The 19359-nt window shown below is 43.9% G+C and carries 16 protein-coding genes; 3 read left to right on the top strand and 13 right to left on the bottom strand.

What is annotated here, in order from left to right; translation table 11 throughout:
* Nucleotides 1–121: 121 nt before the first annotated feature.
* Nucleotides 122–286 carry a peroxiredoxin family protein gene (locus EZ437_RS20990; RefSeq protein ID WP_131598096.1) on the top strand — a complete coding sequence of 55 codons (165 nt, stop codon included), beginning with the start codon at nt 122–124 and terminating at the stop codon, nt 284–286.
* A 456-nt stretch (nt 287–742) separates the two neighbouring features.
* On the opposite strand, the gene EZ437_RS20985 is transcribed toward EZ437_RS20990, so the two are convergent.
* The 9 genes from EZ437_RS20985 to EZ437_RS20945 form a co-directional block, all read right to left on the bottom strand.
* Nucleotides 743–1876: a TlpA disulfide reductase family protein gene (locus EZ437_RS20985; protein ID WP_131598095.1), complete on the bottom strand. Its 1134-nt coding sequence runs from the start codon at nt 1874–1876 to the stop codon at nt 743–745.
* Nucleotides 1877–1921: 45 nt separating this feature from the next.
* Complete coding sequence (locus EZ437_RS20980; protein WP_205942778.1) at nt 1922–3277, bottom strand: MutS-related protein; 1356 nt, start codon at nt 3275–3277, stop codon at nt 1922–1924.
* On the bottom strand, nt 3258–4550 hold the full coding sequence (locus tag EZ437_RS20975) for a MutS-related protein (protein WP_131598093.1): 1293 nt from the start codon (nt 4548–4550) through the stop codon (nt 3258–3260). Before EZ437_RS20975 ends, EZ437_RS20980 begins: the two co-directional genes overlap by 20 nt.
* A 25-nt stretch (nt 4551–4575) precedes the next feature.
* Nucleotides 4576–6888: a Gldg family protein gene (locus tag EZ437_RS20970; protein WP_131598092.1), complete on the bottom strand. Its 2313-nt coding sequence runs from the start codon at nt 6886–6888 to the stop codon at nt 4576–4578.
* Nucleotides 6889–6908: 20 nt separating this feature from the next.
* The gene (locus EZ437_RS20965) at nt 6909–7826 is read right to left on the bottom strand and encodes an ABC transporter ATP-binding protein (protein ID WP_131598091.1); all 918 of its coding nucleotides are present in this window, start codon (nt 7824–7826) and stop codon (nt 6909–6911) included.
* 28 nt (nt 7827–7854) lie between these two features.
* Nucleotides 7855–9237: a RagB/SusD family nutrient uptake outer membrane protein gene (locus tag EZ437_RS20960; RefSeq protein WP_131598090.1), complete on the bottom strand. Its 1383-nt coding sequence runs from the start codon at nt 9235–9237 to the stop codon at nt 7855–7857.
* A gap of 21 nt (nt 9238–9258) precedes the next feature.
* Nucleotides 9259–12693, bottom strand: coding sequence for a SusC/RagA family TonB-linked outer membrane protein (locus EZ437_RS20955; protein ID WP_165500488.1), 3435 nt, complete (start codon nt 12691–12693; stop codon nt 9259–9261).
* Nucleotides 12694–12931: 238 nt separating this feature from the next.
* Nucleotides 12932–14065 carry a FecR family protein gene (locus EZ437_RS20950; protein ID WP_225869646.1) on the bottom strand — a complete coding sequence of 378 codons (1134 nt, stop codon included), beginning with the start codon at nt 14063–14065 and terminating at the stop codon, nt 12932–12934.
* A gap of 126 nt (nt 14066–14191) precedes the next feature.
* Nucleotides 14192–14776, bottom strand: coding sequence for an RNA polymerase sigma factor (locus EZ437_RS20945; RefSeq protein ID WP_131598088.1), 585 nt, complete (start codon nt 14774–14776; stop codon nt 14192–14194).
* Nucleotides 14777–15181: 405 nt separating this feature from the next.
* On the opposite strand from EZ437_RS20945, the gene EZ437_RS20940 reads away from it, so the two are divergent.
* Both EZ437_RS20940 and EZ437_RS21700 read left to right on the top strand, forming a co-directional pair.
* Nucleotides 15182–15571, top strand: a complete 390-nt coding sequence (locus EZ437_RS20940; RefSeq protein WP_131598087.1) for a hypothetical protein — start codon at nt 15182–15184, stop codon at nt 15569–15571.
* Between the two features lie 276 nt (nt 15572–15847).
* Nucleotides 15848–16381, top strand: coding sequence for a hypothetical protein (locus tag EZ437_RS21700; RefSeq protein ID WP_165500487.1), 534 nt, complete (start codon nt 15848–15850; stop codon nt 16379–16381).
* Nucleotides 16382–16542: 161 nt separating this feature from the next.
* Here EZ437_RS21700 and EZ437_RS20930 read toward each other — a convergent pair whose 3' ends face one another.
* The 4 genes from EZ437_RS20930 to EZ437_RS20915 all read right to left on the bottom strand — a co-directional run bounded on the left by EZ437_RS20930 (nt 16543) and on the right by EZ437_RS20915 (nt 19347).
* Nucleotides 16543–17205, bottom strand: coding sequence for a hypothetical protein (locus EZ437_RS20930; RefSeq protein WP_131598085.1), 663 nt, complete (start codon nt 17203–17205; stop codon nt 16543–16545).
* Nucleotides 17189–17683, bottom strand: a complete 495-nt coding sequence (locus EZ437_RS20925) for an RNA polymerase sigma factor (protein ID WP_131598084.1) — start codon at nt 17681–17683, stop codon at nt 17189–17191. The genes EZ437_RS20930 and EZ437_RS20925 overlap by 17 nt, the downstream gene beginning before the upstream one ends.
* Nucleotides 17684–17853: 170 nt before the next feature.
* Nucleotides 17854–19044: a winged helix-turn-helix domain-containing protein gene (locus EZ437_RS20920; RefSeq protein ID WP_131598083.1), complete on the bottom strand. Its 1191-nt coding sequence runs from the start codon at nt 19042–19044 to the stop codon at nt 17854–17856.
* Between the two features lie 111 nt (nt 19045–19155).
* Nucleotides 19156–19347, bottom strand: a complete 192-nt coding sequence (locus tag EZ437_RS20915) for a hypothetical protein (protein WP_131598082.1) — start codon at nt 19345–19347, stop codon at nt 19156–19158.
* Nucleotides 19348–19359: the final 12 nt, after the last annotated feature.

Below are 19359 nucleotides of genomic sequence, written 5' to 3'. Positions count from 1 at the left end.
ATTTATAACACGATGTTGTTATTTGCTGAAATACGCGGCAAGCATCGTTTTTGACCCTTCTATAACCTATATACCCAGGCGATTGAACCCGATTATTTGATTTAGGGGTAAATATGTACCGCTGGATTTTTGGGCCAGCTGGTGTCATCCTTGCAGAGCTGAAAACCCCAATATGCGCAAAGTACTAGAGAAATATGAAGACAATGGCTTTACCATTTTTGGCGTCTCCCTTGACGATAAAAACCACCGGCAAGCCTGGATAAACGCCACAAACAAGACGGGGTAACCTGGACCCAGAGCAGCTCAGCACAGCTACCACATTGATATTAAACAAGTGGGTTCGGCGACCCTGTCATTTTCAATTACAAAAAAAGATACCGGTGATGCCTGCAGATCGGTTGCCTATCCGGTATCCGAGGTTAAAATCAGTGATCATCCTTTTAGCGTGTTCAGTTATGAAGGGAAGAGTTACCCGAACATTTTAATTTTAGAGCTACAGTAGCCGGGAATATGCACCTGTAGACTTTCTCTTGCCCGGAATTTACTTAAATGAGTATTTACTCTGTTTTCTATCTGTCTTCCATCTGTGTAGGTTCTACCTGCGGATAAGCAGCGGACTACATCCGGCTCAGGTCGGGCTCAGGTCCGGCCCATGAACGGGTTTTTCCGGACCTGAGCCCGACCTGAGCCGGAGGTGAGCCGGACCTCAAAGGGTGTCAGATAGAATGCAGATCGAATTCTCCTAGTTTAATAATGCTGCCAACTTTTTACTCAATTCTTCACCACGCAGATTTTTAGCGATGATCTTTCCGCTCGGGTCAATCAGGTAATTTTGAGGGATACTTTTTATGTTATATTGTCTGGCAACATCATTCTCGAAAAATTTAAGGTCTGATACTTGCGTCCATACCAAACCATCTTTTTTTATAGCGGCCATCCAGTCATCTTTTTTCCCAGGCATGTCTAGGGAAACGCCCAGCACGGTAAAGTTTTTATCCTTAAACTGGTTATAAGCTTTTACTAAATTTGGGTTTTCAGCGCGGCATGGGCCACACCAGGATGCCCAAAAATCAATCAGAACGTATTTTCCGCGATAGTCCTTAAGGCTTACAGGTTTATCGTTCACATCATTTTGCGTAAAGAAAGGGGCGATAGCGCCAATAGAGGTATTCCGGGTCGCTTCTATAGTTTTCCCGAATTGAATGCCTTCTGGAGTATTGCGCACACTTGCCGACAATTTTTCAAAAAAAGGTACTACTATGGCTAAGTCGACATTTTGTCCAACCTGTTCCGATAAGGCCATCAGGCTGACATAAGAATTCGGATGTTTCTTTACAAATTCACGCTGCTCTATAAATAGTATTGCTAAAATAGAATCGGCACGTGCCTGCATGTGCTCCTGATATTTTTTATCAGATCTTCGGGATTCCGGAGCGGAGAGGTATTCGGCTTTGATATCGACCATCTTATTGGTCGCAGTCCTCCCTAAGGCCTGATATAATGCGTATTCCTCGTTGACTTTTGAACCTGTAAATACAGCATTCTTAACTGAATCTTTTGCCGTCAGACTAATCTGACCTTGTTCGAGGATCACAGCAGCCACATCTGCAGCAGCGCCTAATTTTGCTAAACCTTCGCCTTTGTGGTCTATCACAAGATTTGCAATTGTCGGTCCCTGGACCTCGCCTTTAAATTTAAAAATGCCCTTGACAAGCGTCGCAGTGTCATTCCAAATTTGGTTACCTACCTGATATTGCAGATAGGCTTTCGCAGGTGCCCCTCCTTGTCCAACCTTACCAGTCAAAGTAAAGTTGCTGTTTTGTGCCAATAGCTGCATGGGTATTAAACCCAGCGCAAGTAAAATAACTCGTCTCATAATTTTTATTTATTTGTTAATTGATAGATTGTTTTTATTAATACATTATTCGATTCCCATCAACGACAGGATCTTTTCATTCCGGATGATCATCATTCCCTGACGGTCTTCTGTGATGCCTTGTTGTAATTGGTAAGTATACAGAGGTACAGCGCCTTCCATCAAAGTAGGCATATAGCGAAACTGGATGTTCGAGTGTTTTTTCAAGGCCTCTCCTACCTCAATAATGTGGGTAGAAACTATGAACAGACAATTGTTGTATTCTGAAAATCCTTCGGTCACCGCCAAGGTTCCGTCATAGGCATCCTTTACATTGGTACCCTTAAACAATTCATCAAACATTAATAGCAAGCGCTTTCCCGTAGCCGTCGCCTCTGCAGCATGTTTCACACGGACTACTTCCGCATAAAAGTGGCTATAGCCTAAGCCTATGTTGTCGCCGACATTGATACTTGAGTAGATTCCTTCACGGATGGAAAACTCCATAGACTGGGCTGCCACCGGAAAGCCAATGTGCGCCAGGTACATATTGATTCCTATGGACTTCATCCAGGTAGATTTTCCAGCCATATTTGCGCCAGTGAGAAAGATGACATTCGATCCATCTTTCATTTCAATGTTATTCCCGACAGCTCCATCAATCGCCGGATGGCGCAGTTCAGCAGCCTTGAACATGTTTTGCTCCCGAGGCTGAGCGACTGCATAGGTAAATCCTTTTGTCTTCGCTACTTTTCCTACCGCTATACTGATATCTATTTCCGATATAAAGTGGAGGATCGTACTTACCGATTCCCGCAAGGCTGACTTGATCAGATAGTCGAAAGACGCAATCGCCTGCGGAGATATGGATTTATAAATATCTACTTCGATGAGCTGCGCCAGTTTTCTATTGCTGAAGATCTGCTTCAAGTGTCCAACCTTTTGACGATAAGATGCCGACATGTTATCCTTTCCATCCAAATCCATCAATAAGACATAACACTTCTTTAGTACCCCGATGGTAGCCTGAAGTCCTTGGATCAGCTGCTTATATTGTACGTCTCTCGCAATTCTGGAGGCAAGTAATTTGAACAATACGCTTGCATAATTTCCGAACTGGCTGCCAGTCGCCGCACCGTCAACGTAATCGTTCATAATGCTCAACTGCTCCGGATCGAAAGGGAAGTTCAGGTCCGACTCTCCAAAGAAGTTGAATAAGGCAGTCCGTTCATTGATGACTGTTTCATCGACAAGTGGTGTGTTAAACATTTCGCCAAGCAGGCGCTCTCCTCCGCTGCTTTTTACCTGTCTGAAAATGAAATAAATGGACCCCGGACTAAACTTGCCGAGGAGGTTGAGTTCGTCCAGTGATTGCTTATCGATGCTGAAATTTGTTGCCTTTTTAGCCATTTTTGTTTCCATTTTTCAAGGTCTCCAGGATACCTTCGTTACGTATAATGATCATTCCATGGCGGTCGTCAGTCACGCCTTCTTTCAGGGTATATGTATATACCGGCATTGCACCGTTCATGACAGTGGGGAGGTAATGAAAGCCTATGTTCTCTTTTTTACAGAGCTCCGCCGCCGCCTCGACAATGTGCGAGGAAATGATAAACCTACTGGTTTTCATCTCAGCAAATGCCCGGGTAACTTCCACCGTCCCCTCATGTGCATCTTTCACATTGGTACCCCTAAATAGCTCGTCAAACAGCACGAAAATGGACTTACCGGAACCTAGTTCGATAGCCATCTTTTTAACGCGCAGTACCTCCGCATAGAAGTGGCTGGCGCCGATACCTAGGTTATCCGGGAGGTTGATGGTCGTGTATATCCCGTCCATAACCGCGAATTCCATCCGCTTAGCGGCCACAGGAAAACCCATATGTGCGACGTATAGGGCCGTGCTAAACGACCTCAGGAAGGTACTTTTACCTGCCATGTTCGCCCCTGTAAGGAAGACCACGGTTTTATCTGCATTCATACTGAGGCTATTGGCAACAGGATTTTTTAGCTCTGGATGGTAGACGCCTTCCAAGTCCAAGACGCCTGAATGCTTGGGCTGTGGTACAGGAAACACAAAATTGTATTTCCCAGCCACATTCGCAACTGAAATATAGACGTCGATGAGGTAGATAAATTGCAGTACCCTGATTACCTTTTCTTTTTCACGAACGCGAAACAATACATCGTATGCCGTCGAGGCGGCATACGACAGCTTTGCTTTCGCCTGTTCTTTAAACACAGGTGTCAGGGATACTTCATTTAAAACCGACATCACCTCTGCCCGTTCATTTTCCAGCCCTGTGATATTTTTCAAATCGCCTTTCTCGAGAAATTCACGCAGCAGATGGAACAATTCAATTACGGCACCTACACCCGCAGCGGTCTCCTTCTCACTCAGATCTGGCTTTTTCCCTTCATTGAGTTCCTTGGCTTGAAGCATGTATTTCTCGACATTGTCCAGCAGCCAGCCTTCAAAAGGAAAGCGCGTTTTTAATTTACCAAAGGCCCCGATGATTGCTGCCCTGCTCCGGATCGCTTCAAGATCTGATAAGGGACCGCGAAACATGCTTTCGAGCAGTTCCTCCCCGCCTCGGGTAAATGTGTTGTTATATAATTCGTATATCCCCTTTTGGTCCTGCCTGGAAAATAGCCGGAGATCCTCAATGGTCTGACTGTCTGTTTGTAGTAACATTATTTGTTTTTAATTCGGTAGGCGATTATCGTCTTTTCCGGCGCAGCCAGATGATCACAAAAGCAGCAATAAGTATGGCCGGTATGACAAATTTATACAGGTAGTTGTAAAACGGCGCGTCAGCTTTCTTCAAAAAGACTTTAGTATCAATCGGATTTGGCCGGCGAACATCGATAGGTACTTTATTATCTGATAACCAGTAGAATAATCCGGCAGCCAGTTTGTTATTGTAGGAGTTAGCATTCTGCAGCATCGCATTACTTAGCCAGTCTGCATCACCAAAAATTGCAATTTTCTGCGTTTTGCCGTGGATATTCCTGGTCAACGCGAGTCCGGTAACCAGTGGTCCAGCTGAATCACCTGTTTCCGGATTGAAATGTGGAACTTCATCATTAAACTCGGTAGGCGTCAATTCGTCCCAGGAACCTACTGAATCTACTTGTTTCAGGTCCTTCAAGGTATCGGTAGTCAGCATCGGAATGTACTTGAAATCAGGTCTAGCTTTGTAAGTTATCCCCACTGCTCCAGGCATACCAAGCCAGATCCTTGGATCGTCGAAAATATACGCTAGTTTTCTGCCTTGTTCTGTAAATGCGGCAGTGATCATATCCATGCTCATTTTTAGGTTATGCTCAACCAGTTGACCTGGCATGAAGCTAACTCCGAAACGGGCCACCAGGGGATTCATAAATTCTTGTCTTTTACGATCACCGGCGATCACCAAATTTCCACCCCGCTCAATGTAATCATTGAGGTTTTTAACCTCTCCGGCAGAATAAGGCGTCTTCGCTTCAGCAATCACCAAAATATCAATGTCTTTAGGAACGGGTGATGACAAATTACATTGCTCTATCCCCATTCCGTTATTAATCAAGGCACGACGCACTTTGATATCGTTCGTAAGGCTGGAGTAGCTGCGTGCGCCGATGTCTTCCAAGAGTCTTTCCTGATGTCCGGTCACAAAAGCTGCCTTGGGCAGGGTCATGACCAGGCTTTTGAAGGCTGCTGTCATTTCCGCCTCATCCGGAAACCTGGAATTGTCGTTATATGTCCTCAATAAGGTAGATCTTCCGTCTTCAGTAGTGATCTTGGCTACAAAGGTATTTTGTTCTGCAACGAGGTCAATTTCTTTCTTGTAATCGGAACCTGGCCTGAAGATGTCTTTTTCGACTTCGTAGGTATTTGCAACCTTCTCTATCGTTTGATCCAATGTTAACCCCTTGAACCGGCTTTTATGTATTTTATTGAAGTAAGGAGCAGTCTGCACACCATAATAATATTTGTATACATACTTGATATTGGGGTAAAAGTAGTTGTACCTGTCAAATCGAAGCATGTCGAGCTTCTGGGTAGAGGGAGAAACAAAGTTCCCCCATTCAAAAAGGTTAACATAGTTGGTAACGGTAACCCTGTCTTTAAGTTTTGACATGACCTTTTGACTTTCCTTCGTCAGCGTATGTACCTTAGTGTTCGTGGAATCATGAAAGGTCATCAGGGAAGGAATGCTACAGATGTATCCCACGACTGCGACAATGGCAAACGCTCCTGCATACCGAAGAAAGGACACGGATTTGCTCGTCTTTTCCCGGATTCCCTTTAACCTGAATGTGGTAAAGGCGATAAACATCATCGGGATGACGATGAGGTATACGATATCTATGCTTAAGATGAGTCCGCTTATCATTGGATTTACACGAGCTACAATGCTTAACCAAAAAGTCACGTCGCGCACAAAGTCTATGTCCTGCCACAGCCTGTCAACATAACCCAAGCCGGCAAGAACTACCAATGTACCTATAGCCGCACCGATCTGGTAAGAAGTTAGGGAAGACATGAACAACCCTATCGCCGAATAAGTGGACATCATCAAATAGATACCTAACAGTGCGGTCAATACAATCGGATAATCAAAATTCTCTATATTGATAAATCCAAACAAGACTTCTGGAATAAGCATTACCACCATCGAGAGATTGAAAATCAGCATACTCAGGAACTTGCCCAAAACGATTTGAAGGTTGGTTACCGGTGAGGAATACAACAGCTTGATGGATCCCGAGGAGAACTCATGACTTAACAGACCCATCGTAACCAAGGGTATATACATGTACAGGTTATTGGCCATTCCAGGAAGCAAGCCCCCATTTGGATTTGCATACAGATCGTATGTGATATTGTCGAATGGGAAACCCAGTTCCGCTGAGTTTATATAAAAATTTACGCCCACCATAAACAAGAGCCCGGCATGTACCGCAAAGGTAATGAGGATTAGCCATGCGATGGGAGAATAGAACATTTTCTGGAGTTCTATTCTGGCGACATCTATTATTGCTTTCATATTTTAGTTTCTTTCTATTTTTATTTTGACAACTCTGAAAAAACATCATTCAGGGAAGTTTTCTCTGCATGTATCGCCTCCATCCTCCAATTCCTGCGAACGCTTTCAGATACGATCCTTTCAGCGATACCGCTGGCATTAACGATCTTCAACCGGTAATCTGCGCCTCCAAGATGCTCGGCACTGTTTACCCCTTCGACGTGAAGAAGCTCCTCGACAGGCGGCGCTGACAGCAGCCGCACAAAAAGGGTATCAGGTTTTAAATACTCATCAAATTCCTGGGTTCTGCCAGAGAAAACGAGCTTTCCCCGGTCAATCATCAGGATATGATCGCATATAGCGTGAACCTCGGTAAGGATGTGTGTGGAAAATATGACTGCACGCTCTTTGGCGATATCCTTCACCAGTTTTCTGACTTCAATGATCTGGTTTGGATCCAGTCCGTTGGTGGGTTCGTCGAGAATAATCAGCGCGGGCTTATGAATGATTGCCTGAGCAATGCCTACCCTTTGCTGATAGCCCCCGGAAAGGTTCCGGATCAGCCGTTTGGAGAAATGAGCAATGGAGACTTTTTCCATAACTTCATTTACCGCCGCCTTTAGCTCGTTCCCGGGTATTTTCCGTAGCCTGCCGCAGTTTGTTAGATACTCCTCTACGGTGGTATCAGGGTGCAAAGGAGCATGCTGGGGCAGGAATCCGATGAGTTTTTTAGCAGCAATCGGGTCTTTGCTTAGACTGATGCCGCCCACAATTACCTCACCTTCTGTCTGCTTCAGAACCCCGCTCATGACGTTCATCGTGGTCGATTTGCCAGCACCATTGGAACCCAATAATCCGTAGATTCCGGTCTTAGGCAGGTCGAAGCTTACGCCGCGAACAGCCCATTGCGTGTTGTAGCGATGAGACAAATTGCTCACGCTAATTAATGATGTGTCCATAAATGGCTATTTTTTAAATGTTGGTATGCTAAGGGTTTTGGGGCCAGCCCGGATTAAATAAGGTTACCTGAACTGGAATTTGGAGGGTGTATCTTTGGCTTCCCGGCGAAAGGGTAGCGATCACATTATTGTTTTTGTCGAGCCGCGAAACCTCCTGCATCTTTCCTTCGGCATCCATCCTGCGCATGTCTATCCAGCGCATCCCGTTGTAAGGGAATTCAAAGCTCCGCTCCTGCATGATTTTCTGCAGCACTTGGTCCCGGTTATTCGAGCTGTACTTTTGGTAAGCGCTTGCCGGAAAGCGCTTTTTGCGCAAAACATCTAAGTGATCGAGGGCAAGCGGTAGGTCATTTCCCCTGGCGGCCGACTCGGCGAGGATCAGTTCCATCTCGGCAACGGTAGGCCCCCAGCTTATGGTAGCCGTCCCACCTTGCAAACCTGAGGAACGGTATTTCACCAAACCTCTGGTTGGATAGGTATAATTGCCCAGGTTATTATAATAGAATTTCAGGCGTAAATCGTTTACATCAAAAGTCTTCAGGAAAGCAATGGTAGGGATTTTCTCCTGATTGTAGGCCACGCTGACCCTTGCATAAAAGACGTCAGGACGCACGGTAAGATCGCCAATTTGACTCGAATTAGTCATCTTGGTGAAATCCATGATGGTACTCGATCCTGCAGTCAGTGCCTTTTGTGCATTCTCTGCAGCCTTTACATAGTCGCCCATAAACTGATAGGTCCTGGCAAGTACGCCATAGCCCGCAGCAATACTCCCTCTGAAACGATTTTTAATGTTACTAGCCGGAAGATCAGGAATAGCTGCGGTAATATCATTGATAATGTGTTCATAGATTTCCTTTACGCTTCTGCGCGGAGGCGTAGGATCATTCAAGTCATGAGAAGTTACGAACGGTACAGCGAGATCTGATGAGGCCGAACCTGGGTTGAAAACCTTCCCGTAGAAATTTACGAGATAGAGATAACAAAAAGCTCTTCCTAACAGGGCCTCTGCCTTTAAACTCTTCTTTTGGGTTTCCGTGCCATCAGTAGCTTCATCGATATTGTTGATTAAGGTATTGTAATAATAAATCTCCCGGTAAAAGTCCTTCCATATCACTGCCTCTCCCGCAAATTGATCCTCGGCAAACTGTGGCTGCCAGGTGAATACCCTTTCATTAACCGCATCTAATGGAAGCTCTACATTTGCCAGGTCAATATTATCTGCCAGCAGGTTTATCGGCTCAGGCAGGTTACCCGTAATTTCCCGATCATTCAGCCATAAGTCGAAATCCTTTACAGTTTTCAGCAACTGAACACCTTTAGGTTCTATGCCAAGATATTTTTTGCATGAACCTAGCATGAGTGCCAGAATCAGCATTGGTAACAACCGCTTGTATATATTTAAGTTCATCTTTTTTAGTGTTTAGGTAATCTAGAAACTGACATTTACAAAAAAACTATAGGTTGGCGTGAGATAGGACTTCGCAAAAGAGCCCGTGGCCAGACTGAAATTCTGTTTATTGAGCGCTACCGTATAGAGATTAGAGGCCTGCAATTTTACTTCGAGATCGCTGAGCCCCGCTTTCCTGGTCCATCCCATGCCTTTAAAACTATATGCGGTGGTGATGTCCCCAAGCGTAAAATAGGCGGCATTAACCGTGTATTTATCTGAACGTGCCAGCCAGCTGGTGTATAGATAACGTTGTTTTGGTAACAGATCCGGATTGGCCTCATCACCCGGTGCTTTCCAAAAATTGTTTACTCCTTCTATCGGCCTCACTGCACCTGCATCCGGTATGGGCAGCTCAGTTACCATGCCTCCAAAATAGTTAACCATCCCATACAGGCAAAACCTGCCAATATCAAAACGGTTACTTAGGCCCATATTGAAAGAGGGAATACGATTTCCTGCAAACAAAATACCTTCATTGTAAAGTTCTGGTGTGAATTTCTGATTGACACCGTTTTTATCCGTGATCAGCATTTCTCCATCCGCATCAAGGCCAGCATGGTGGTAGTTAAAGATGGCCCCCAACGGACGACCGATAGTCCTTGCCCGCAGAGCTGGCTCTACATGGTAGAATTGCAGCACTTTGTTTTCGTTATGTGCCATGACAAGACCGCTGTTCCAATTGAACTTTCGGTGGCTGATCCAGTTGGCATTCAGGTTAAATTCCAGTCCGGTATTCTGAACTGAGGCCTGGTTGATCGTAGCGAAACTTCCTCCCTTTGAAGGATCAATCTGGCTGGTAGCCAAAAGATCGGTACTTTTCTTGCGATAGTACTCAACATTACCGGTGATGTTTTTGAAAATCGAGTAGTCCACTCCGATATTGATGTTGTTCGTTTTCTCCCACCTTAATCCGCTGTTAGCGTGAGACAACAGGAAAAGTGAACGAACGGGATTATTTTGATTGAAAAAATTGTTAGACGCCTGTGCAATTACCTGAGGAAGCGAATTCTTGGCGACATTCCCATTGAAACCATACGCCGCACGAAGCTTAAGCGCATTCAACCAACTAGCCCCTTGCAGGAAATTTTCCCGATCAATATTCCACCCGGCTCCTAAAGACCATAGGGGTTTATATTGATATTTTGGGTCTGTACCGAAAAGGTTCGACTGATCGACCCGTAAGCTTCCTGAGAGTGAATATTTTTCTTTGAATGTATAAATCAGGTTGGAATAAACGGAAACGAAGCGGTTGACATTTTCCGTTAATCTAAACAGATCTTGATACGAGGCGTAAGGGTTAAATGGTGCAAACATAGCCATTGCATAGCCCGTATAGGTATCCAAATACTTATAATCTACAGACTCGTGAATGAGCGTCTGATCGTCATAACCGATGATGGCTGAAGCATGTGACTTGTCTACGATATCGCGTATTTCGCCTCCTGCGATCAGGTTTATGAAATGATCCCCGGCAAATTGCTTATCATAATTCAGCTGAGCCCTTGCAGTATAACTCCGGTTATCAGTCAGCGAATTCCTCAGAAAGCTACCCTTAGGGAAATTGTACTTATAACCTCCCATAAAGTCATCTTCCGCATAGTAATTCATAAACTGACGGACGATGGATGAATTTTCAGTCGCCAGATTATTGGCTTCTGATTTTGCTCTCTCATACACACCACCGATATGAAGATTTAGGTCTTTCAAGATATTATACCTTAAATCAGCAGTGATCCGGGTATTCATTCCGTGTGTTTTCTCCGATACTTCATTCACTTCCTGAAGCGGATAATACAGGTTGTCACTAAGACCCGCGTCAATCAGTGTCTGGTTATAATATGGGTTTACAAAGGAATTACTGAAAACGGGTGAATGGTTTCCATTTTCGTCCTGTAAACGCTCATAAGCATACAGGGATTCTATCCCTGGGACAGGCGCAGCATTTTTTCTGAGCTCTTGGTAACTGGTACCAACTTCAAATGAAATTTTTTTAGAAAGATTGAATAAGGTCCGGCCAGTAACCTGGAAGCGGTTATTGTCATTTTTAATTTGTGCAGATCTGCCGCCTACATAATTGGAAGAGAAGTAATAAAGCGCTTTGTCGCTGCCGCCCGACAGATCAACATTATAGGTCTGTGTGACTGCAGTACGCAGGAATAGCCGACTATAATCTTTCGTGTTATTATAAGCACCCAGTGAATCCAGTTGGCGGTTAACTTCTTCTTCCGTTATTACTCCAGCAGTGCCTTGCGACAAAATGTTTACCGGCGTTGGGAAAGTAAAGTAAGACCCCATATAAGGATCTTTCATGAATTCCCAAAGAATCGGACCCTGGAAGTCAGCAGTTGCCTTGGCATTTTCTACGGTTGCTTTAAATCCGTCTTTATCCCAGCGGTACCTTTCATAGTTTTCTTTGGGCGTAAAACTTGCAGTTGACCTGAAGTTTACAACGGACCGGCCAGCCTTAGCTTTTTTTCGCTCTATGACGATTACCCCATTAGAGGACCGGGCGCCATAGATTGTAGCGGCCGCAGCATCCTTTAAAATGGTGATAGATTCAATTTCGTTTGGATTGATCGAAGCAAGTTCAAGCTCAGTTGGGTAACCGTCTACCACGATCAGCGGCTTGCGGATTCCATTAAATGTTGAAATACCCCGGATTTGAAAGAGTGGCTCTTCTTTGTATTTAATGTCATTGTTAACCAAGAGACCAGGAAGTTTATTTTGGAGTCCGATGATGAAGTCAGTCGTGTTGATTCTGGAGTTGAATTGCTTTTCCTGTAGGGTAGAGATACTTCCGGTACTTTGTTCCGGTTTGATGCGCTGGTAACCTGTAGTAATAAGTACTACTTCATCCAGATTGGAAATACCCATTTCCATAACTACATTGATTCTATTTTGTTCTTTTACCGGCATCTCCTGGGTTTTAAAACCCACATAAGAAAAGATGAGCACACTATTTGGATCGGGCACTTTAATAATATAATTACCATCAATATCTGTAGCTGTACCAACTTTTGTACCCTTTAGGATAACCGAAACATCGCTAAGCGGATAGCCTTGATTATCTACAACCCTACCGCGGATCTCAATAGAAGTCTGTCCGCTTTTAACCTCATTAATTTGTTGTCTTATAGAAATGATCTTTCCGTCAATCTTGTAATCTAGCCCAAGACCATTTAAAGCCTTGTTCAGCACATCATTAATTTCAGCTTCGGTGACTGATACACTTACATTCTTCGCATTATTTACAGCCATTACGTCATACACAAAGCTATAGCCAGTCTGCGTTCGTATATCCTTTAAAATGGTTTCCAGGCTTACATTACGCCGGTCCATAGTTATGCGCTGTGCAAATGTTGAAGCACTGACCTGCACCAGGGATGCTATCAAAATGACGGTGGTTAAGCGCATAATTAGCAGTATTTTATGGTATAACGAGTTAGGTATACCTAGTTTTTTGGTATAATTTTTATACATTTGTTCAGTTTGGTTCAGTCAGTTGCCTTAACTTTCCACGGCAAGGGCAACTGCTTTTGGTTGAGAATTTATTAACTTGAGCCAGCACCAACCAGGCTTTACTATAAGGTCTGGTTGTTTTTGTTTATACTTTATTTACGCGCTATTTACCTTTCCTTTTAATTTCATTCATCTATTTGTTCACATATATTTTCCGGCCATCTACCTTAAAATGCACGATACCTGCCGCTTCAATAGATTTCAGCACAGATGACAGTCTTTCATTTCTTGATACCCAGCCGCCTATTTGCATGTCATCGGGAACCGAGGAATTATAAATTACTTCTACATCATACCACCTGGCAATCTTGCGCATGGCTACTTTCAAGTTTATATGGTTTACATAAAACTCACCATTCCTCCAGTCTGTAACTTTTTCCATATTGGCAGGAACAACTTTAATGGACCCTCTCCTGCTCTCCGCCTGTTCGCCTGGTTTCAGCATTTGCCTTAGGCTCCCCACGGTTACTTTAACCGAACCTTCCACCAGTGTGGTCGCAATTGCAGGTTCATCTTCATAAGCATTGATGTTAAAATGGGTACCTAGCACTTCCACCTCCTGTCCGTTACTTTGCACTATAAAAGGATGCGTTTTATCCCTGGCAACCTGAAAGTAGGCTTCACCTGAAAGTTTAACCTTACGCATTCCATCTTTTATCAATGCAGTAGCGTAAGTTAGACTTGATGCTGCGTTCAACCAAACCAAGGTGCCGTCCGGCAGTTTTATCTGATAGGTTTCCCCATTGGACGTGGATAAAATATTGGTTTTATTCGTTTCAGCCATTGAACCATCAATTTCATATACTAAGTGTCCACCCGCTGATTTCGTAATGGCGACACCAGCCTCCTTAGCGATCTCTCCGTAATGGGCATCAGTTAGCCTGATTTGTTTGCCATTAGCCAAGGTAAGCGTGGCCCCTACTTTGCCCGGGGCAATATCAGTTGTTGCTACAGCATCCATCGCAGGCTTTTCACTCTCCTGTTTGCCATTAAAATAAAATAACCCTGCACCAACAATGATGGTCGCTACCGCAGCAGCAACCGCATATTTTTTATATTTAAAGCGTACGATCTTTACCCGCTGATTACCTGCCTGAATATTGGTCCAGATTGACTGTATTTCAGGTTCCAGGTCTTCATCCAAAGGCTGACCAGCATATTTAGCCGCATAATTGTTATACCAGCCTTCTACCGAAGCTTTTTCCTGAGCTGAACAAGTACCCATTCTATACTTTTCTAATAAGGAAATGATGTGTTCATTTTTCATTTAAAGGATTGCACAATTGCGCATTTGTTGATAGGACACCAAAAAATGGCTCAGGTAGTACGCTGAAATAAAGAAAGTTAATTTTTTTTAAACTGAAGCTTATAAAGAAAAGAATAGACCTGTGCGCTACTTCTGGTTCAGGTATAAAAACAGTAAGGTAGCTGGGATATCCAGCCGCTCCCGTAGAATATGGATCGCTTTATTGATCTGCTTCTTTACAGTCAGATCAGAAATATCCAGTAATGCTGCAATCTCAGCGTGGCTCAACTGCTGGTTACGGCTCAATTCAAATACCTCACGCATCCTGGCAGGTAATAGCGAAACCTCCAGTTCAATCAGTCTTTTCAGCTCATTGTAATTTACCTGCTCGTCCGTACTGTATTCACCTCTTTCCAGCGCCTCACCTATTTCTGTCAAATAAACACTGTCCCTTTTTTCGGTACGGATCAGGTTTAGTACTTTATTTCTTACCGAACGGTACAAATAGCCGTTTAAGCTAGTTGTCAGGTCCAGGTCCAGCCGCCTGTTCCATATCGAAGTAAATACCTCCTGGATTACATCCCTCGCGTCGTCCCTATTGTGAAGCATATGACGTGCATGCAGGTAAAGTACTGCAGAGAACCGGGTATAAATTTCTGTAAACGCAGACTCGTCCCCTGATCTGAGCAAGATCAGCAGTTCGGCATCCGATAATTTACGGTATTTATCCATCTATTTTCCTAAACAGCTAATCTGAAGCACGGTTATTTATCAGGAACTCCATAAAGTAACCTATACCACTACAATAATAATAATTAAATACAATAATCCGCTACCTTCCTTCCTGCTTTCATAGTTTAAATGAAGAATATTACCTGTTTCCATGTGGGGGCATCAACTGGCTTGGATTCTAGAGAGCCCTTTTGGCGAAGATCCCTTTCGCTTTAAACCCTGCTGAAGCAAAGCTTTTCGAGCCACTTAACTGTGACCAGGCTTATTCATTGTAATGATACATATCATTAATTCCGGTAAAATAAACCAATACTTTTGAGCCCTGCCGGTCATGATTATTTAATACTGGCATATTTTCCGTCAATTTTTTGCCTAACTGGGCTAAAAATGAATAGATGAAAGACTATGAAACACTTCACCAACTATAAATGCTATCAGGTTTATAAAAACCAAACTAACGTCAGCGTAGTTTCGATAAATGACTTTACCAACCACCAGGTTCACAGACCAGGCAATATCGGCAAAGTATACACCCTGCCCCCGGAAAAAGAGATGTTTACCGGTTATAGTGACCTGGTTACTGCCCTTGAAAAAGCAAAAGTCGGTGCATTAGCGCACATCACAAAACTGATCAGCCGTAAACAGGCCGGCCTTAGCGAACTACTGCAATACCGGATAGACCACTATGAAGACCTGAACGTAAACCTTTTGGATGCAAACATCCGCAAAATTGAAGACCAGCTCCGCAAGGATAGCAACTTCCAATGGGTTCCTTACAGGATCCAAACACCCTGAAATACCACATTATCTTAAAGCATTTTTGCAGGCGGTCCTATCTTATACCACAAAGAATTGGAGCACATCAAAAGCATAAGCGCTGAACCGGCCACCCAAAGCTGTCGCAGAAAGTAAACTCTCTGCGGAAATTTACCACAGTCTCTCAGAAATCTACCGCCAGCAGGCCAACTTCCGGGAAGCCTGCAGGCAATTACTGACCAGGAGGTTCAAGAGATTATTAGCGGATTATAGGTTTATTTTACTTTATATTAGCAACTTAAATTAAACTCTCAAATGAAAAAAATCCCATTCCTGTATCTGTGTTCTATATTCTTCTTACTTATCATTTCCTGCAAAACAACTATAATAACACCTGAAGATGATAAAGATGATGATCCAAACGACCCAGCTGTTGAGTATTACATCACTTACAAGGCTAACGGGACAGCGATAACCCTGTCTGAAGTTTCTGGATTGAGAGGATCTTCTGTTGATCCAAGGACATTAACTATTTTGGGTAGTTTAAAAGATGGAGTCAATCCAAAATTTAAATTTTATACAGAAGAATCCTTTATTGGATTTGTTCCTGGATTAAATATAGGATGTGATGACTATTCCGGGATCTCGCACTTCGTTGAGTGTATCGACGGAACGGGCAAGCTTTATTCCACAGTTTCTGACAGCGACGGTATGCATGTGTTTTTTCAAGAAGCCTCCTATAAGAAAGACGGCATAATTAAGGGTACCTTCAACGGTCGCATAAAAGCGGTAAATGGCAGTACTTTGAATATAACCGAGGGTGAGTTTCGCGTAAAATTCACAAATTGATCTGCAACCATATGACGATTACAGGACTCGACGAAATCCCTCACCAAATCCCCCTTGCCGTTTTTCCAGGGACTATTTTTTACACTGTAGGCATGAGCAGCGAAGGTCTTTTTATCGGTACATTGGATTTCCATGGCCTTGATTTATAAAATTTATTTGGTCTACCTGGTTAAACTGTTAGCCCCTCTTAGCTCTTCCATTTCGGCAATCGTGCTTTTTAGCTTCCTGAATACCCCTCCAAACATCAGCCGTAAATCAAACCTGTAGATCTTTCTGGAAAAATAGAACATCCCCAGGGTGCCCACAGCACCTACAATAAGCGCTAACATGGAAAGGTTATCCACTAAGATAGAGTGCGGATATTTCTGCTGCAAGCTCCAGGCCACTCCACGGGGCCTATTGAAGGTTGACCAGATCGTACTTATGGCAATCAAAAAATACAGCGGATATAAAAAGCGAACTATCTTTTCATTTTTTAAAAGTACCTCTTTAAGCCACCTATCTACCGAGCTGAGGTAGTCAAAACTTGTCGCGCCCTGGTCCAATGTTCCTATACTGGCCATCTGCCTCCGAGTATACCAGGCGGTAGCCAGCAGCAGCAGCGAAGCAGCAAGTCCCTGCCAAAGCACTCCCAGAAAATAGTACATGACAGGAAAAATGACGGACATCACCAGCATTACAACCAGGTTGATGCGGAACATCCTTTTCATTCTGTCCACCACGTGCATGGATTTTTGGTTGTACAGGTCATTGATCCTGGGAGCGACCAGGGTACTTTCATTTAGAAAACCTTCTTTCCAAATTGCTTCAATTGAATTTTTCATCCATTATTTTTTTTAAACGTTCCTTGATCCTGTTTATCCTTACGGCGATGTTGTTAGCACTTGTTCCAAGTATATCGGCGATTTCCTGATAGGGCTTTTCTTCCAGGTACAGGATGATAAGCGCCCTGTCCACTTCCGATAGCCTCCTGATCGCAGCGTACAACTGGTTGAGCGGCTCGCTTTCAAAGGCACTGTTCTGGGCCGAGCTGGTCTCTGGCAGTACATCCGAAGTGAAATATATCTGGCCGTTGCGCTGCTTTTTTTTGAGCAGGGTCAAACACACGTTCAACGAAATGCGATAGACCCATGTAGACCATTTGCATTGCTCGCGAAAACTCTCCCTGCTCCTATAGACCTGAAGGCAAACCTCCTGATAGTAGTCCTCAAAATCTTCCTGTGAACTGGTATATGCCCGACATATTTTGATAAGGATTGCCGCATAGGGTAAAATCGATAGCTGGTAAAAATCGTTGCTCACTTGTTATGCTTTAGTTTCATTCTAGGATTTCTTTCATTATCCTATTGTTTCCTTAGTTAGTGGCTAAAGTCAGCAAATATTACACGTTCCTCAAATTAATTAATAAGCAGTTGTTTTTTTTGAGCGTAAATCATCACAAACAACCTGAAATTTGCGATGGGAAGAATTGATCAGGAAAAACCTTTAACGATAGCCTTCAGATAAGCTGGCTTATTGGTTTTGTCAAACCTGATATCATAACAATGGTTAAAAGCGACGAATGCCATTAGCGCAGCTATAAATTTTTCTAAAATTTCTTTGCTAAGCTCCACATCCTCAAAATGGATATTGTGTACCAACAGCACCTTGTTCTTTCGGTCCGCCTTGGAATCCATCCTTGCGATAAAGACATCGCCAGCAAGTACCGGAAGCGAGAAATAACCATAAATTCTTTTTGGCGCCGGAACAAAACACTCGATCTGGTAATCAAAACCAAAGAAATCCTTCAACCTGTGGCGGAAAACATTTAAAATATCAAAGGGCGACAGGATAAAAACATCACCCGAGATCTCGACATCGATTTTTTGACCGGCTAGCATATAATGTGGACCTTTCATTCCGTCAACATTTACCAGAATAACCTCTTCTTCTACCACCATTTTCTCGAGTTCAGATTTGACAAGGTTACCCTTTACCCTGCGCGAACGCCAGGTCATCTCTTTTACCGAACAGATACCCAAAGCCCCCAAAGTCCTACCGATAGTAACCCTCGCAAACTCTTCAGCCGAGGGCATGGACAGATCTATTTCCTGGGGTATTAGGTTCAGCGGCACATCATATCGCCTGTGAAATTTGCGGTCACGGCTCACCATCAGTTTTCCTTCCAAGTATAACCTTTCCAGCGCCACCTTTGCAGGCCTCCAGTCCCACCAGCCGGTACTAGCCTCTACCCGATCGTTCTCAAAGTCACCGACCATCACCACACCGTCCCTTTCCACCTGGTCCAGGATCTGCCGCATCAGGTTTTCCATCCGCTTATCTGAGGGCTTCTCTCTTAGTTCAAAAGCTTTCTTAATGGGAAGGGAAAACCGGAAATCGTTCATCGGCAGAAAGCCAGCATCCGAGGTCAGGTATTCAAACACCCTTCCATCCTCGCAAAGTTCAGAAAGCCAGCTGATCTCATAGTCCGGGACTCTTGAAAACATCACATGGTGGTGCGCCCGCTCGACCACATAGTTGGTGTCCAGCTGCACAAAGCCCAGATGGTCGATCAGCTTATAGACTGCCTCAATGCCATAGCCAAACTGTGCAGGGGCTGAAAGCCCAGCTGCATCAAGGATGATTTTTCGTGCTTGGGATCTTGAAAGGTTAAGCTGCGCCATTAGGCTAAAATAATAAATTTCAGCTATGGGCAGTAACAATAAAATATAAAGGATGATAACCTATATAGAACCGGGGATATATACCTACAGGTATTTGTACTTATGGAGGTTTTAAGCGCAGTCCTTGCACACGCCGATCAGCACGCAGTTCATGCGCTCAACCTGATATTGCTTAGGAACCGAAAACTCAAACGCGGTTTTTATTGGCGCGATGGTGAACAAGGAAAGGACTTGTCCGTAAAAGATCTTGGCTTCGTCCAAACTGCTTGACTGGATATTTGGTACAATTCGTAGCACTTTCATACCAATGAATTT

The sequence above is a fragment of the Pedobacter psychroterrae genome, from assembly GCF_004331695.1.
Lineage (GTDB): Bacteria > Bacteroidota > Bacteroidia > Sphingobacteriales > Sphingobacteriaceae > Pedobacter > Pedobacter psychroterrae.
Note: the sequence above shows the minus strand (reverse complement) of the source record. Positions and strands in the feature narration are given on the sequence as shown.

Bases quoted from the DNA above. Each gene is read 5' to 3' on its own strand.
- EZ437_RS20985 (WP_131598095.1), bottom strand. From the start codon at position 1,876: ATGAGACGAGTTATTTTACTTGCGCTGGGTTTAATACCCATGCAGCTA.
- EZ437_RS20980 (WP_205942778.1), bottom strand. From the start codon at position 3,277: ATGGAAACAAAAATGGCTAAAAAGGCAACAAATTTCAGCATCGATAAG.
- EZ437_RS20975 (WP_131598093.1), bottom strand. From the start codon at position 4,550: ATGTTACTACAAACAGACAGTCAGACCATTGAGGATCTCCGGCTATTT.
- EZ437_RS20970 (WP_131598092.1), bottom strand. From the start codon at position 6,888: ATGAAAGCAATAATAGATGTCGCCAGAATAGAACTCCAGAAAATGTTC.
- EZ437_RS20965 (WP_131598091.1), bottom strand. From the start codon at position 7,826: ATGGACACATCATTAATTAGCGTGAGCAATTTGTCTCATCGCTACAAC.
- EZ437_RS20960 (WP_131598090.1), bottom strand. From the start codon at position 9,237: ATGAACTTAAATATATACAAGCGGTTGTTACCAATGCTGATTCTGGCA.
- EZ437_RS20955 (WP_165500488.1), bottom strand. From the start codon at position 12,693: ATGCGCTTAACCACCGTCATTTTGATAGCATCCCTGGTGCAGGTCAGT.
- EZ437_RS20950 (WP_225869646.1), bottom strand. From the start codon at position 14,065: ATGAAAAATGAACACATCATTTCCTTATTAGAAAAGTATAGAATGGGT.
- EZ437_RS20945 (WP_131598088.1), bottom strand. From the start codon at position 14,776: ATGGATAAATACCGTAAATTATCGGATGCCGAACTGCTGATCTTGCTC.
- EZ437_RS20940 (WP_131598087.1), top strand. From the start codon at position 15,182: ATGAAACACTTCACCAACTATAAATGCTATCAGGTTTATAAAAACCAA.
- EZ437_RS21700 (WP_165500487.1), top strand. From the start codon at position 15,848: ATGAAAAAAATCCCATTCCTGTATCTGTGTTCTATATTCTTCTTACTT.
- EZ437_RS20930 (WP_131598085.1), bottom strand. From the start codon at position 17,205: ATGAAAAATTCAATTGAAGCAATTTGGAAAGAAGGTTTTCTAAATGAA.
- EZ437_RS20920 (WP_131598083.1), bottom strand. From the start codon at position 19,044: ATGGCGCAGCTTAACCTTTCAAGATCCCAAGCACGAAAAATCATCCTT.
- EZ437_RS20915 (WP_131598082.1), bottom strand. From the start codon at position 19,347: ATGAAAGTGCTACGAATTGTACCAAATATCCAGTCAAGCAGTTTGGAC.